General features: G+C 60.3%; 12 protein-coding genes. 4 read left to right on the top strand and 8 right to left on the bottom strand.

Annotated elements, in window-relative coordinates; all coding sequences use genetic code 11:
• Window positions 1–12 precede the first annotated feature (12 nt).
• From BT119_RS16120 to miaB, 4 genes are all read right to left on the bottom strand, one after another.
• Window positions 13–855, bottom strand: coding sequence for an HlyC/CorC family transporter (locus BT119_RS16120; RefSeq protein WP_003368790.1), 843 nt, complete (start codon window positions 853–855; stop codon window positions 13–15).
• A gap of 5 nt (window positions 856–860) precedes the next feature.
• Complete coding sequence (ybeY, locus tag BT119_RS16125; protein ID WP_003368789.1) at window positions 861–1,361, bottom strand: rRNA maturation RNase YbeY; 501 nt, start codon at window positions 1,359–1,361, stop codon at window positions 861–863.
• Complete coding sequence (locus BT119_RS16130) at window positions 1,354–2,376, bottom strand: PhoH family protein (RefSeq protein ID WP_058417072.1); 1,023 nt, start codon at window positions 2,374–2,376, stop codon at window positions 1,354–1,356. The genes ybeY and BT119_RS16130 overlap by 8 nt, the downstream gene beginning before the upstream one ends.
• Before the next feature lie 176 nt (window positions 2,377–2,552).
• Window positions 2,553–3,881, bottom strand: coding sequence for a tRNA (N6-isopentenyl adenosine(37)-C2)-methylthiotransferase MiaB (miaB, locus tag BT119_RS16135; protein ID WP_003368786.1), 1,329 nt, complete (start codon window positions 3,879–3,881; stop codon window positions 2,553–2,555).
• A gap of 139 nt (window positions 3,882–4,020) precedes the next feature.
• On the opposite strand from miaB, the gene BT119_RS16140 reads away from it, so the two are divergent.
• Window positions 4,021–4,347, top strand: coding sequence for a DUF1820 family protein (locus tag BT119_RS16140; RefSeq protein ID WP_003368785.1), 327 nt, complete (start codon window positions 4,021–4,023; stop codon window positions 4,345–4,347).
• A 42-nt stretch (window positions 4,348–4,389) separates the two neighbouring features.
• Here BT119_RS16140 and BT119_RS16145 read toward each other — a convergent pair whose 3' ends face one another.
• The 4 genes from BT119_RS16145 to BT119_RS16160 form a co-directional block, all read right to left on the bottom strand.
• Window positions 4,390–4,938: a tetratricopeptide repeat protein gene (locus tag BT119_RS16145; RefSeq protein ID WP_003368784.1), complete on the bottom strand. Its 549-nt coding sequence runs from the start codon at window positions 4,936–4,938 to the stop codon at window positions 4,390–4,392.
• A gap of 296 nt (window positions 4,939–5,234) precedes the next feature.
• Window positions 5,235–6,518 carry a glutamate-1-semialdehyde 2,1-aminomutase gene (gene hemL / locus BT119_RS16150; protein ID WP_003368783.1) on the bottom strand — a complete coding sequence of 428 codons (1,284 nt, stop codon included), beginning with the start codon at window positions 6,516–6,518 and terminating at the stop codon, window positions 5,235–5,237.
• A gap of 256 nt (window positions 6,519–6,774) precedes the next feature.
• Window positions 6,775–7,392, bottom strand: coding sequence for a thiamine phosphate synthase (gene thiE, locus BT119_RS16155; RefSeq protein ID WP_003368782.1), 618 nt, complete (start codon window positions 7,390–7,392; stop codon window positions 6,775–6,777).
• A 23-nt stretch (window positions 7,393–7,415) separates the two neighbouring features.
• The gene (locus BT119_RS16160) at window positions 7,416–8,213 is read right to left on the bottom strand and encodes a hydroxymethylpyrimidine/phosphomethylpyrimidine kinase (protein ID WP_046718967.1); all 798 of its coding nucleotides are present in this window, start codon (window positions 8,211–8,213) and stop codon (window positions 7,416–7,418) included.
• A gap of 365 nt (window positions 8,214–8,578) precedes the next feature.
• Here BT119_RS16160 and BT119_RS16165 point away from each other — a divergent pair, with 365 nt between their 5' ends.
• From BT119_RS16165 to amn, 3 genes are all read left to right on the top strand, one after another.
• Window positions 8,579–10,573: a sensor histidine kinase gene (locus BT119_RS16165; RefSeq protein ID WP_046718968.1), complete on the top strand. Its 1,995-nt coding sequence runs from the start codon at window positions 8,579–8,581 to the stop codon at window positions 10,571–10,573.
• Window positions 10,574–10,695: 122 nt separating this feature from the next.
• Complete coding sequence (locus BT119_RS16170) at window positions 10,696–12,345, top strand: acyl-CoA dehydrogenase family protein (RefSeq protein ID WP_072366330.1); 1,650 nt, start codon at window positions 10,696–10,698, stop codon at window positions 12,343–12,345.
• A gap of 52 nt (window positions 12,346–12,397) precedes the next feature.
• The gene (gene amn, locus BT119_RS16175) at window positions 12,398–13,861 is read left to right on the top strand and encodes an AMP nucleosidase (RefSeq protein WP_003368777.1); all 1,464 of its coding nucleotides are present in this window, start codon (window positions 12,398–12,400) and stop codon (window positions 13,859–13,861) included.
• Window positions 13,862–13,935: the final 74 nt, after the last annotated feature.

The raw sequence follows: 13,935 nt of genomic DNA on the forward strand, positions 1-13,935 counted from the left end.
AGCATCAAGTGTTTACGGACGTGAAATGGGCGTCACGCGCAGCAAATGAATGCGGCGGCTGTCAGCGCTCAGGATGCGGAAACGATAGGCACCGATTTCAGTGATTTCGTTGCGCTTGGGCAGATGGCCGAAGGCATTCATCACCAGGCCGCCCACGGTGTCGAACTCGTCGTCCGAAAAGGTACTGTCGAAGAATTCGTTGAAATTCTCGACCGGCGTAAGGGCCTTGACCAGGAAGTCGCCGCTGGGCAGCGGTTTGATGTAGCTGTCTTCCTCGACGTCATGCTCGTCTTCGATATCGCCGACGATCTGTTCCAGTACGTCTTCGATGGTTACCAGGCCCGCCACGCCGCCGTATTCGTCAATGACGATGGCCATGTGGTTGTGGTTGGCGCGAAATTCGCGCAACAGCACGTTGAGACGCTTGGATTCGGGCACGAAAGTGGCCGGACGCAGCAGCTTCTTGACGTCATCGCTGTCACCGTCGGCCTTGAGGATCAGCGGCAGCAGATCCTTGGCCAGCAGCACACCGAGCACATCATCGTGGCTTTCGCCGATCACCGGATAGCGCGAGTGCGCAGCATCGATGACCGCAGGCAGAAATTCCCGGGGTGTCTGGGTCGCCTTGATGCTGATCATCTGCGAGCGCGGCACCATGATGTCGCGCACTTGCAGGTCAGCCACTTGAATGGCGCCCTCGACGATGGCCAGCGCTTCGCTGTCCAGCAGTTTGTTCTGGTGGGCTTCGCGCAGCAGCTCAAGCAGCTCCTGGCGGTTTTTCGGCTCATGGACAAAGGCCTGGGTCAGTTTACCCAACCATGACTTTTGCCCGTTGCTCGATCGGTCTTCGCTCATAGCCCTTACTCGTGGTCCTTGCTTGGTGTGTCTGAATGTGGATGGTCGGCACTTTCGTCGTCGGCGTAGGGATCGGGATAGCCCAGCTCCTCAAGCAACGTTCGTTCCAGTGCTTCCATTTCTTCGGCTTCTTCATCATCGATGTGGTCGTAACCCAGCAGATGAAGGCAGCCATGAATGACCATGTGCGCCCAGTGCGCGTCGACGGACTTGCCCTGTTCAACGGCTTCACGGTTGACGACCGGAACGCAGATAACCAGATCACCCAGCAACGGGATGTCCAGCATGTCGTCTGGAACGTCTGCCGGGAATGAAAGCACGTTTGTTGCGTAATTTTTGTGTCGCCAGGTGTGATTGAGCTCACGCCCTTCGGTTTCGTCAACCAGGCGGATGGTCAGCTCTGAGTCGGCACTGCGCTGACGCAGGCCCATTTCACACCAGAGGCGGAATCGGGCTTCGTCAGGGGCACTTGTCTCGCTTGCAATCTGCAGGTCCAGCTCAAGCATCGCGGTGGTTGTCCCGTGGGTAACTGTTGTTGCCCGACGGACCATCGCTGAGGCGGTCGTCGAAACGCTCGTAGGCTTCGACGATGCGCTGAACCAGCGGGTGGCGAACCACATCCTTGGGTTTGAAATGCGTGAAACTGATGCCCGGCACGTCCTTGAGCACATCGATGACGTGCGTCAGCCCGGAGCGAGTGCCCTTCGGCAGGTCGACCTGGGTGATGTCGCCGGTGATCACGGCCGTGGAGCCGAAGCCGATACGGGTCAGGAACATCTTCATCTGCTCGACGGTGGTGTTCTGACTTTCGTCGAGAATGATGAAGCTGTTATTAAGGGTGCGTCCGCGCATGTAAGCCAGCGGTGCCACTTCAATGACCTGCTTCTCGATCAGCTTGGCGACGTATTCGAAACCGAGCATCTCGTACAGCGCGTCGTACAGCGGGCGCAGGTACGGGTCGATCTTCTGTGCCAGATCGCCGGGCAGGAAGCCCAGCTTCTCGCCAGCCTCGACCGCCGGGCGCACCAGCAGGATGCGTCGGATCTGCTCGCGCTCCAGTGCATCCACCGCGCAGGCCACCGCCAGGTAGGTCTTGCCGGTACCCGCCGGGCCGATGCCGAAGTTGATGTCGTTGCTGAGGACTTCCTTGACGTAACGCTGCTGGTTCAGGCCGCGCGGGCGAATCATGCCCTTTTTGGTGCGCAGCGAGACGCCGACTTCGGCGGCAGGGTGATTGTCGAGGCCGTCCACACCCGATTCCTGAAGGAACAGGTGGACCATGTCCGGCGTCAGTTCGGTACCTTTGGTTTCCCGGTACAGACGGCGCAGAAGGTTCTCGGCGGAATGATTTTGTTTGGCTTCGCCAATCAGCTCGAATTGATTGCCGCGATTGCGGATCTCGATGTCCAGGCGTTGCTCGATCAGGCGCAAGTGCTCGTCGAGTTGCCCGCACAAGTTGGCGAAACGATGGGCCTCGAAAGGCTCGAGGGTGAAGCGATGAGGTTCTATGGGTGCGTTCAAGGTCGTTTAATGGCCGTCCGGCGGCAATTGAGATGTATTGAAGAATACCCCTAGCGCTGATTGTGCGAAAGCGTTGCCTTGTTAAAGGCCGCGCCAGGGATTCACCGTGCTCAATGGTAGGGACCGCGCAGAAACGAATTCATTCGGCGATTCGTTTCTGCGGCGACACTCAAGCTTTACTGTAGCAGCGAGCCGCGCAACGAGTGAGGCTGCGCATCATCGATGTGTACATCGGCAAACTGCCCGATCAATTTGGGGTTGTCGCAGCGAAAATTGACGATCCGGTTGTTCTCGGTGCGGCCCTGCAGTTCGCCTGGGTCTTTCTTCGAGTAGTCGGTCACCAGAATGCGCTGGATGCTGCCCACCATCTGCCGGCTGATCTCGAAACCCTGCTGGTTCAGACGATGTTGCAGCGCTGCCAGGCGCTCTTTCTTCAGGGCTTCGGGCGTATCGTCCTTGAGGTCCGCGGCGGGCGTGCCCGGGCGCGGGCTGTAGACGAACGAGAACGAGAAGTCGAAACCCACGTCCTCGATCAGCTTCATGGTGTTGTCGAAATCCTTTTCGGTCTCGCCGGGGAAGCCGACGATGAAGTCGGAACTGATACTGATGCCCGGCACTGCGGCCCTGAGCTTGCGCAAACGCGACTTGTATTCCAGCGTGGTGTGGTTGCGCTTCATCGCCGCCAGAATACGGTCGGAGCCCGACTGCACAGGCAAATGCAGGTGTTTGACCAGTTCCGGCACTTCCGCGTGGGCCTGGATCAGGCTGTCGGAAAACTCCAGCGGGTGCGAGGTGGTGTAGCGAATTCGGTCGATGCCATCGACGGCGGCGACCACGCGGATCAGGTCCGCCAGGTCTGCGACGCGGCCGTCGTGGGTGGTGCCGCGATAACCGTTGACGTTCTGCCCCAGCAGGGTGACTTCACGCACGCCGTTTTCGGCCAGGTGGATGACTTCGCTCAGCACATCGTCGAATGGGCGACTGACTTCCTCGCCACGGGTGTAGGGCACCACGCAGAACGTGCAGTATTTGCTGCAGCCTTCCATCACCGACACATAAGCGCTCGGGCCATCGACGCGCGGCTCGGGCAAGTGGTCGAATTTTTCGATTTCCGGGAACGAGACATCGACCTGCGGCAAGCGGGTCACGCGTGCGGCGTCGATCATTTCCGGCAGGCGGTGCAGGGTCTGCGGGCCGAACACCACGTCCACATAGGGCGCGCGATCACGAATGGCTGCGCCTTCCTGGCTGGCCACGCAGCCGCCGACAGCGATAACCATTTCCGGATTGGCCAGCTTCAGCTCACGCCAGCGGCCGAGCTGGGAATACACCCGGTCCTGGGCGCGTTCACGAATCGAGCAGGTATTGAGCAGGATCACGTCGGCGTCTTCCGCGCGAGCGGTGACTTCCAGGGCCTGATGTTCGCCCAGCAGGTCGACCATGCGCGAGCTGTCGTACTCGTTCATCTGGCAACCGTGGGTTTCGATATAAAGCTTTTTGGCCATGCGTGATGATCAACCGTGTCAGTGAACCGCGCATTATAAGGATGAAGGGCTCGGGTTCCTAGCGTCGGCTGTCCGACGAGGCGGGCGGACATGCTATAGTCCGTGCCCCTTTTTCATCTCCGATCGTTACCCGCCCGTTATGACCAAACGCGAAGCTCCAATCTACAAGGTGATTTTCCTCAACCAGGGACAGGTGTTCGAGATGTACGCCAAGCAGATCTACCAAAGTGATCTGTGGGGCTTTCTGGAAGTTGAAGAATTCGTCTTCGGCGAGCGCACGACCGTTGTGGTGGACCCGAGCGAAGAGAAGCTCAAGGCCCAGTTCGAAGGTGTGGTGCGCAGTTTCGTGCCGATGCATTCGATTGTGCGCATCGATGAAGTCGAACGCATGGGCACGCCGAAGATCAGCGAAGCGCGCGGCAGCAGCAATGTGATGCCGTTCCCCATGCCGATGCCGGAAAAGTAAGCGTTGCAGGTGTGAATCGCGATTGCCCTGAAAGATTCCTGATCAGGGCAACGGAGAAAAAGGACTGCGACCTTCGGCGGTCTGCAGTTCAAGCAGGTATTTGCGGAAAATCTGCCCGAGTACCTGAGTGGCGACTTCGAGCTCGTCACGCGGCATCTTCGCCGAGACTTCGTCGGCAGCGTCCAGCGCGTCTTCCGAACCGTTGACCGCGGCCATCTTCAGCACGATGTAGGCCTGAATGTTGTTGGCCTGCACACCTTCACCACGGCTGAACATCAAGCCCAGTTGATACTGCGCCTGGGCATGGCCCTGCAGCGAAGCCTGCTCGAAATAATTCAGCGCCTGCGACAAATCGCGAGGTGCATTTCTGCCCTCGTAATAGAACTCACCCAACTCGTACTGCGCCTGCGCGTCCCCACCCTTGGCGGCCTGCTGGCAGGCTTCGAGCGCTGCAGGCAGGTTCTCTGGCTGGGTATTGAGGGTGCAACGACCCATCGCCGGGACTAACAACGAGTTGCCGCCGGCAGTTGCCAGCAGAGGATAGACAAGCAACAGGCAGCCCAATACAAGGGTGCGGCCGGTGCGGTTCATGGGAGTCGACTTACCTCTGAAAAAGGTGCGGGCATGCCCGACCAGCTAAACGTGCTGGCTGCGCATTATGAAATAAGCAGAGCCAACCTTACAAAGTCTTTACGGATTTTCTGCTGCACGGCCTGAAAACATCCTTTTTTACGGGCGGATTACCTGAAAGAGGGTTGTTGTCAGCGTGTCTGTGCAGCGTTCGCATTGCATTGTAGAAGCAAAATACGTACTTAACGTTCAGTTTCATTCGCAGTCATCACTCGCGCCGGTTCACTGACACCCTGCGCGAGTGATGCCTGACGAGCTTATTTCAGCGCAGCGAATGCCTTTTCTGCGGCATCCAGTGTCAGTTTCAGCTCGGCATCACCATGGGCGATGGAAGTGAAACCCGCTTCGAAAGCGCTCGGCGCGAGGTAAACACCGCCTTCCAGCATCAGGTGGAAGAAGCGCTTGAAGCGCTCGGAGTCACTGGTCATCACGTCTTCGAACGTCACGATTTGGTCGGCTTCGCTGAAATACAGGCCGAACATGCCGCCGGCCTGGGTCGTCACGAACGGGATACCCGCGGCATCGGCGCGCTGTTGCAGGCCTTCGAGCAGGCGGCGGGTGTAGTCGCTCAGTTCATCGTGAAAGCCCGGACGGCTGATCAGGCGCAGGGTGGTCAGGCCGGCCGCCATCGCCAGCGGGTTGCCCGACAGGGTGCCGGCCTGATAGACCGGGCCGAGCGGTGCGATGTGCGACATGATTTCGCGTTTGCCGCCAAAGCAGCCGACCGGCATGCCGCCGCCGATGATTTTGCCAAAAGTGCTCAGGTCGGGCGTCACGCCGTAGTAAGCCTGTGCGCCACCGAGGGCAACTCGGAAACCGGTCATCACTTCATCGAAAATCAGCACCACGCCGTGCTCGTCGCACAGGTCGCGCAGCCCTTGCAGGTAGCCAGGCGCAGGCGGCACACAGTTCATGTTGCCAGCCACGGGTTCGACGATGATGCACGCCACTTCCTGACCCACTTCGGCCAGCAGGTCACGCACGGCGTCGAGGTTGTTGAAGGGCACGGTCAGGGTGTGTTTGGCGAAAGCAGCAGGTACGCCAGGCGAGCTGGGCACGCCGAGGGTCAGCGCACCGGAGCCGGCCTTGACCAGCAGGCTGTCGGAGTGACCGTGGTAGCAACCTTCGAACTTGAGGATGCTGTCGCGGCCGGTGAAGCCACGGGCCAGACGGATTGCACTCATGGTCGCTTCAGTGCCCGAGCTGACCATGCGAACCATTTCCATGGATGGCACCAGTTCGCAGACCAGGTCGGCCATTTCGGTTTCCATGGCCGTCGGTGCGCCGTAGGACAGGCCGTGTTCCAGCTGGCTGCGCACGGCGTCGAGCACGTCGGGGTGGCTATGGCCAAGAATCATCGGGCCCCAGGAGCCGACGTAATCCACATAACGCTTGTCGTCTTCGTCAGTCACGTAGGCGCCCGCAGCGTGCTTGAAGAACAGTGGCGTACCACCCACGCTCTTGAAGGCGCGAACCGGCGAATTGACGCCGCCGGGGATGTGTTTTTGGGCGTTGGCGAACAGTGTTTCGGAACGGGACATGATCGGGTCTCTGCTTTGAAACGGGGAATTCGTGTCTACGCTGGGGTCAGCCGAGGCGGGCAGCTTCAGGGTGGGCTGCTTTATTGGGTGGCATGAGCCAGAGAAGGCGCAGGAACACGCACTATATCAAATGAAGGAGGATCCACGTACTGGCTCGCGAAGGGGGCAGTGCAGGCTCCAAAAACAGAGCATTCTGAACCATCGCCTTCGCGAGAAAACGAAGCGTCGCCCGTTTCTGGCCCACGACCATTCCGCTCTACAACAACGCCGTGAAAGCTTTTGCCCGGCGCGTCACTTCCTGAGTGTTTTCAGCGCCGAACAAGCCGTGCACCACGGCGAGCAGGTCGGCCCCGTGTTCAACCAGTTGCGGTGCGTTCTCCAAGGTAATGCCGCCAATCACCGCGATCGGCAGGTGGACCCTGGCACGCACCTGAGCGATCAGGTCCAGCGGTACAGCGGGGGCGCCAGGCTTGGTCAGGGAATTGAAGAACCTGCCAAATGCCACGTACGTCGCGCCGTCAGCCTTGGCTTGCTCGGCCAGCTCCACGCGGCCATGACAGGTGGCACCGACAATCGCCTTGTGTCCGAGCAGGGCGCGGGCATCGGGCAGCGAGCCGTCGGACTGTCCCAGATGCACGCCCACTCCCAGCCGCGCAGCCAGCTCAGCGTCATCGTTGATGATCAGTCGGGTCTTGTAGCGCTCGCAGAGCTTGAGCAGTTCGGTCGCTTCGCGCAGACGCCGGGACTCGTCACTGTTCTTGTCGCGGTATTGCAGCAGCGTCACGCCGCCGTCCAGCGCAGCTTCGACATACGACAGAAATTTTCCGGACAGCAACTGGCTGTCGGTAATGGCATACAGGCCACGCAGTTTCATGAATCGACCCTCATGGCGATGTGTTACGAGCAAAAATCCAGCGGCAGTCGACGTGGCACGAATTGCCCCCGGCCCAACTGTTCCGCATCCCTCAGGGTCCGCCAGGTGTAGTCGAGTGCCGACTTCACCGCGCTGACCAACTCTTCACCCTGGGCGATGCGCCCGGCCAGTGCGCTGGCCAAGGTACAGCCAGAGCCGTGGTAGCTGCCGGGCAAACGCTCGCAGACGAAAGTGTGGGTCCGGCCGTCACGCAGGTACAGACGGTTATGGATTTGCTGCTCGTCACCATGTCCGCCTGTGATCAACAGATATTCACAAAACGGCAGTAGTTTGTCAGCGCACTCGTCCGCAGTCCCTTCGGGAAGCTCGGCAAGGATGCGGGCTTCCGGAAGGTTCGGAGTGGCGATGGTCGACAGGGGCAACAGGCGTTCACGCATGGCGTAGCCGACCTCGTCCTTGCCCAGTCTGCCGCCGCCGCCAGCGCGTAGCACCGGATCACAGACCATGGGCAAATGCGGGTGGGCCAGAAGCAGTTCGACTACCGTATCGACCATTTCCAGTGACCCCAGCATGCCCAGCTTGACGGCTGCTACGCTCGAATCGTTGAGGACTGCATTGGCTTGCGCCATCACCCATTCGCGATCCAGCACGCGGAAATCACTGACGTTCACCGTGTCTTGCACGGTGAGCGCGGTAATCACCGGAGCGGCATGGCAGCCTTGGGCGAGCAGGGCTTCTATATCGGCCTGCATACCGGCGCCGCCACTAGGGTCGTGACCGGACAGGCAAAGGACTACGGGGCGGGAGCTATAGATATTCATGGTGCGCGAGCTTATCACTAAACCTTTCGCGGGCCGCTCGGGGTGCCGGTTTTTTCTTGCGGATCGAGCCCGATCGGTGACAACGGCAGGCTCGACAAAACCTTAAAAAGTACTCATGTTTGCCTTGCGGTCACCGATATAGAGCTATTGCCTTGATTTTGATCGCGATACTGTCTTTAAGCTATTAGCGGCTATGCTTGAGTGGCAAGGCTGACAAGTGACGGTTCGGGTCTTTACTGATGTCTGCCGGTACATGTGCACGTTCAACGGTCTGTTTGAATCATTAGCCTGTTTCAAGGATAGAAATTTGCGGGACGTCGTAATCAATGGATGGATTGAACGCGACGACCTACCTTGGGGCTTCAATGCGCTATCTGTTGATCATTCTGGCTCTTTGGCTGCCGTTGCAGAGTCATGCAGTCGAGTTTGATGAAAACACTCGTTTTCTGCCGTTGGGCCGTGCCATTCAGGTATTCGAAGACCCGACCGGCGAGGCGACCATCGAAAGCGTCAGCGCCGCCGCTCACGCCGGTGCCTTTCAGTCCGTGCCTTCCGGGACCTTCAACGCCGGTTATTCGCGTTCCGCCTTCTGGCTGAAGGTCGAGCTGACCTATCGCCCGACGGACGCCAGCATCCATAACGACTGGTTGCTGGAACTGGCCTATCCGCCAATGGACCACATTGATTTCTATGTCCCGGATGCCGACGGGAATCCCGGGCGGGTCTGGCAGACCGGAGACATGCTGCCGTTCTCCAGCCGCCAGTTCGCCCAGAACAACTACCTCTTCCAGCTGGACCTGCCGCCGGGCCAGGCGCGAACCCTGTACATGCGTATTCGCAGCGAAGGCTCTGTTCAGGCACCGCTCAACCTCTGGTCTACCCACGCGTATCTGGACGCTCAGCCCACCAAGGTTTACGTCTTCGGTCTGATCTACGGCGTGCTCCTGGGCATGCTGGTCTACAACCTGTTCATCTACCTCAGCGTTCGTGAGGTGGATTACCTGTATTACCTGCTGTATGTCGCCTCGTTCGGGCTTTATCAGATGTCGATCAACGGCGTCGCCATCGAATACCTGTGGCCTGACAGCCCCTGGTGGGCGAATGCGTCGACCCCCTTCCTGATGTCTCTGGCGACGTTATTCGCATGCCAGTTTTCGCGTAGCTTTCTGGGCACCGCGCAGTTGAGCCGCTGGCTGGACCGGCTGCTGCTGGCGGTTATCGGCGCTGCCGTACTGGTCATGTTCATGGCCTTGTTCCTCAGCTACGGGCCGGCTCTGCGCGGTGCCACTCAGCTGGTCATGGCGGGCTCTCTGACGATCTACCTGGCGGGTATCGTTGCGGTCATCAAAGGCGAACGGGTCGGGCGCTACTTCGTACTTGCCTGGTCGGTATTCATGGTCAGCGGACTGATCTTCGGCTTGATGCTGCTTGGCTATCTGCCCAATACCTTCCTGACCATGTACGCCTCGCACATCGGCACGGTGCTGGAAATGGCCTTCCTGTCGATGGCGCTGGCCGACCGTATCAACCACGCCCGCAGGCAGCAGGCGCAAACCTTGCTGGCCGCCGGTCAGGATCTGGAGCGCCTCAACCAGCAACTGGCCAACAGCAACCGGCTGAAGGACGAGTTCCTTGCCACGCTCACCCATGAGCTGCGAACGCCGATGAACGGGGTGATCGGATCGCTGGAGGTCATGCAGACGCTGGACATGGACGACGAAGTCGAGATGTATCAGCAAACCGCCGCCAGTTCGGCACGCGACATGATGAGCATGATCAACGGTATCCTGACCCTCACCGAGCTGCAGGCCGGTGTGCTGTACGCCGACTGCGAGGCGTTTTCCCCCGAGGATCTGGCTGACAGGTTAGAGGAGCGTTTCAGCGGCGCGGCTCAGTCCAAGGGCCTGATATTGACGCTCGATCTGGACGATAAACTGCCGCCAAGCCTTCGTGGCGACGCGAGCAAGCTCTACCAGTGCATCGAGTGTCTGGTGGACAACGCGATCAAATTCACCCGGAAGGGCGCGGTGCAGGTGCGTTTCAGTGGCCATCCACAAGACCTGGAGCGCCTGTACCTGCGGGTCGAAGTGATGGACAGCGGTATCGGCTTCAGCCGCCTGGACGAAGCCCGGCTGTATCAGCATTTCTTTCAGGTCGACGGCTCCATGACCCGCGAATACGGCGGGCTGGGCATCGGACTGGCGATCTGCCGGAAACTGGTCGAGTTGCAGGGCGGCGAACTGAGTCATCGTTCCGAGCCCGGCAAGGGCAGCTGTTTCACGCTGAGCGTGCCGATGCTGATGGTCGTGCCGGGCGCGGTGCGCAGGGCGCCTGAACTCAAGGCTCAATGGGGTATATAAGCGGCCTTATAGCGTCATCAGCTGAAAGCGCCGACGGTTAGGCGGCTACGGCACTTTTGCGAGGGCCGGGTGCGTGATTCACTGTGTGCATGTTGTGTGTGTACTCAGGCAGGAGATGACTCATGAACCTGAATCAATTCGCCGAAACCCACGAAGTCACCAATCAACCGCCGCCGCTGGACGGGGCAAACCTTTACCATATCGACGTGCCACTTCAGGAATGGAGCAGGCGATTCGGGGCGGGCTGGGCGCAGTCGCGTATCGATGCCTACGGTGCGCTGGCAGGTGGCCCGCTGATGGCGGCGGGCTTTCTGGCCAACCAGCACAAGCCTGAGTTTGCCAGCCATGACCGTTACGGGCACCGCATCGACCTGGTCGAATTCCACCCGGCGTATCACCAGTTGATGAGCACGGCCATCGAGCATGGCATCCCGTCGTTGCCATGGACCGATCCGCAGCCCGGCGCTCACGTGGCGCGTGCGGCCATGAGTTATTTGCATACCCAGGCAGACCCTGGCAGCGGCTGTCCGCTGACCATGACCTTCGCCAGCGTTCCTGCGCTCAGGCTGCAACCGGATCTTGCAGAAATCTGGCTGCCCAAGGTGCAGTCGACTGAGTACGATCCACGCAACGTGGGCATTGCGCACAAGCGTGGCGCGACCATCGGCATGGCCATGACCGAGAAGCAGGGCGGCACCGACGTGCGCGCCAACACCACGCGTGCGTTCCCGGTGGGAGCAGGCGGCCCCGGCCAGGCCTACGAGCTGGTCGGGCACAAATGGTTCTGCTCGGCACCGATGTGCGATGCATTCCTGACCCTGGCGCAGACCGACAAGGGCCTCAGCTGTTTTCTGCTGCCGCGCCATAGGCCGGACGACACGCGTAACGAGTTTTACATTCAGCGCCTGAAAAACAAGCTCGGCAACTGGTCCAACGCCTCCAGCGAAGTCGAGTTTCGTGGCGCGCTGGCATGGATGATCGGCGAAGAAGGGCGCGGCGTCCCGACCATCATCGAAATGGTCGCCATGACCCGTTTCGACTGCATGATTGGCTCCAGTGCCCTGATGCGTCAGGCGCTGACTCAGGCGACTCACCATTGCGCGCACCGTACGGTCAGTGGCCGGTTGCTCGCCGAGCAGCCGTTGATGCAGAACGTGCTGGCTGATCTGGCACTGGAAAGCGAGGCCGCGCTGGCCCTGACCCTGCGGATGGGGCGCGCGCTTGATCACCTGGATGATGACCACGAAAAGCGTTTTGTGCGTCTGGTCACGGCAGTGGGCAAATACTGGATCTGCAAGCGCGCCCCGGCCATGATCAACGAAGCCGCCGAGTGCCTGGGCGGCGCCGGTTATGTCGAGGACAGCATTCTGCCCCGCTTGTACCGCGAAGCGCCGGTCAACTCGACATGGGAAGGCTCCGGCAACGTGCAATGCCTGGACGTGCTGCGAACCCTGTCCAAGGAGCCCGGCGCACTCGATGCGCTGTTCGACGAACTGGGCGACGGACATGGCGACCGGCAGCTGGCGGCACATATCGGCAAGCTCAAGGCGGCGTTTCAGGACACCGGCGACATTCAGTACCGCGCCCGCCAACTGACCGAAGACATCGCCATCGCTTTGCAGGGCAAGTTGTTGCTGGAAGCGGGTAACGCGGCGGTCAGTGACGGCTTCATTGCCGGTCGACTGGTGTCTGGCGGGCGGGTGTATGGCGCTTTGCCCAAGGGTGTTGACGTAGAAACATTGCTGCAAAGGGCCTCGCCGCAGGTGGCATGAGCACGCGAACCCGTTACGATGCACGTCTGCAAGATCAGACAGGACATGAATCGTGACCCAAGCCTTTGTTGTTGTCGACACCGCCGAGCAGGCTGTAGAACGGCTCGCCGAGCTGCATGAACGCGCCACCAGTGCGCTGAGTCAGGCGCTCAAGCGCTACCTGAAAGACCGCGTTGAACCCACTGCCGAAGAGCGAGCGCAATTCAGCTACCCGGAACTGCGCCTGGTCTACAAATGCCAGGGCGAAGTGCCGGTCACTACGCGCGCCTACGCCAAGGTGCAACTGCCGGGCACTTACAGCGTCACCGTCACGCAGCCCAAGGCCTTCAAAAAGTACCTGCTCGAACAACTTGTCCCGCTGATGAACGATTTCACCGTGACGGTCGAAGTCGGTATGAGCGAGCAGAGCATTCCTTATCCTTACGTGGTCGAGCAGGGCGATGAGCTGGCCGGCACGGGCGTCACCGCGGCGGCGCTGGCACGAGTGTTCCCGAGCACCGACCTGTCGGCTGCCACCGACGGCATTGCCGACGGCCTCTACGACTGGGCCAACGTCGATCCGCTGCCACTGGCGCTGTTCGACGCTGCGCGGGTGGATTTTTCGCTACGCCGTCTGGTGCATTACACCGGCAGCGACTGGCGCCATGTGCAGCCGTGGATCCTGCTGACCAACTACCATCGCTATGTCGACCAGTTCATTCTGCACGGCCTGGAAAAGCTCCGCGAAGACCCGCGTTTCGTGCGCATGGTCCTGCCGGGTAACGTGGTGGTCGACAAGAGCATGGGCCAGGAAGAAGCCCAGGCCATCGTCGCCAGCGTGGTCTGGCACCGCTATCAGATGCCGGCCTACCACCTGATCGCCGAAGACGGTCATGGCGTGACGCTGGTCAACATCGGCGTCGGCCCGTCCAACGCCAAGAACATCACCGATCACCTCGCGGTGCTGCGTCCGCATTGCTGGCTGATGATCGGTCACTGCGGCGGCCTGCGTCAGTCGCAGACCATCGGCGATTACGTGTTGGCTCACGCCTACATGCGTCGCGACGGGATTCTCGACCGCGTACTGCCGCCCCATATCCCGATTCCGGCGCTTGCCGAAGTGCAACTGGCCTTGCAGGAGTCGGCTGCGCAGATTACCGGCGAGCGCGGCGAAGAGCTCAAGAAGCGCCTGCGCACCGGCACGGTGTTGACCTATGACGACCGTAACTGGGAACTGCGCTGGGCTCAGGAACGTCCGCTGATCAACCTGTCGCGCGCAGTGGCGGTCGACATGGAAAGCGGCACCATAGCTGCTCAGGGATATCGCCTGCGTGTGCCTTACGGCACGTTGCTGTGTGTATCCGACAAGCCGCTGCACAGCGAAATCAAGCTGCCGGGTTCGGCGAATGCGTTCTATGAGCGTGCTGTCAGTCAGCACCTGAAAATCGGCATCGCTGCGCTGGACCTGCTGCGTACCGAGGTGAACTCGCTGCACTCACGCAAACTGCGCAGCTTCGACGAGCCGCCATTCCGTTGATGGCTTGCCGTTAATAGATTGGTATTTGCACCAAGGGCCACTAAAGTGGCCCTTTCTGTTTTCCGATTGCCGAA

The organism is Pseudomonas sp. NFACC10-1 (genome assembly GCF_900119195.1).
Lineage (GTDB): Bacteria > Pseudomonadota > Gammaproteobacteria > Pseudomonadales > Pseudomonadaceae > Aquipseudomonas > Aquipseudomonas cerasi.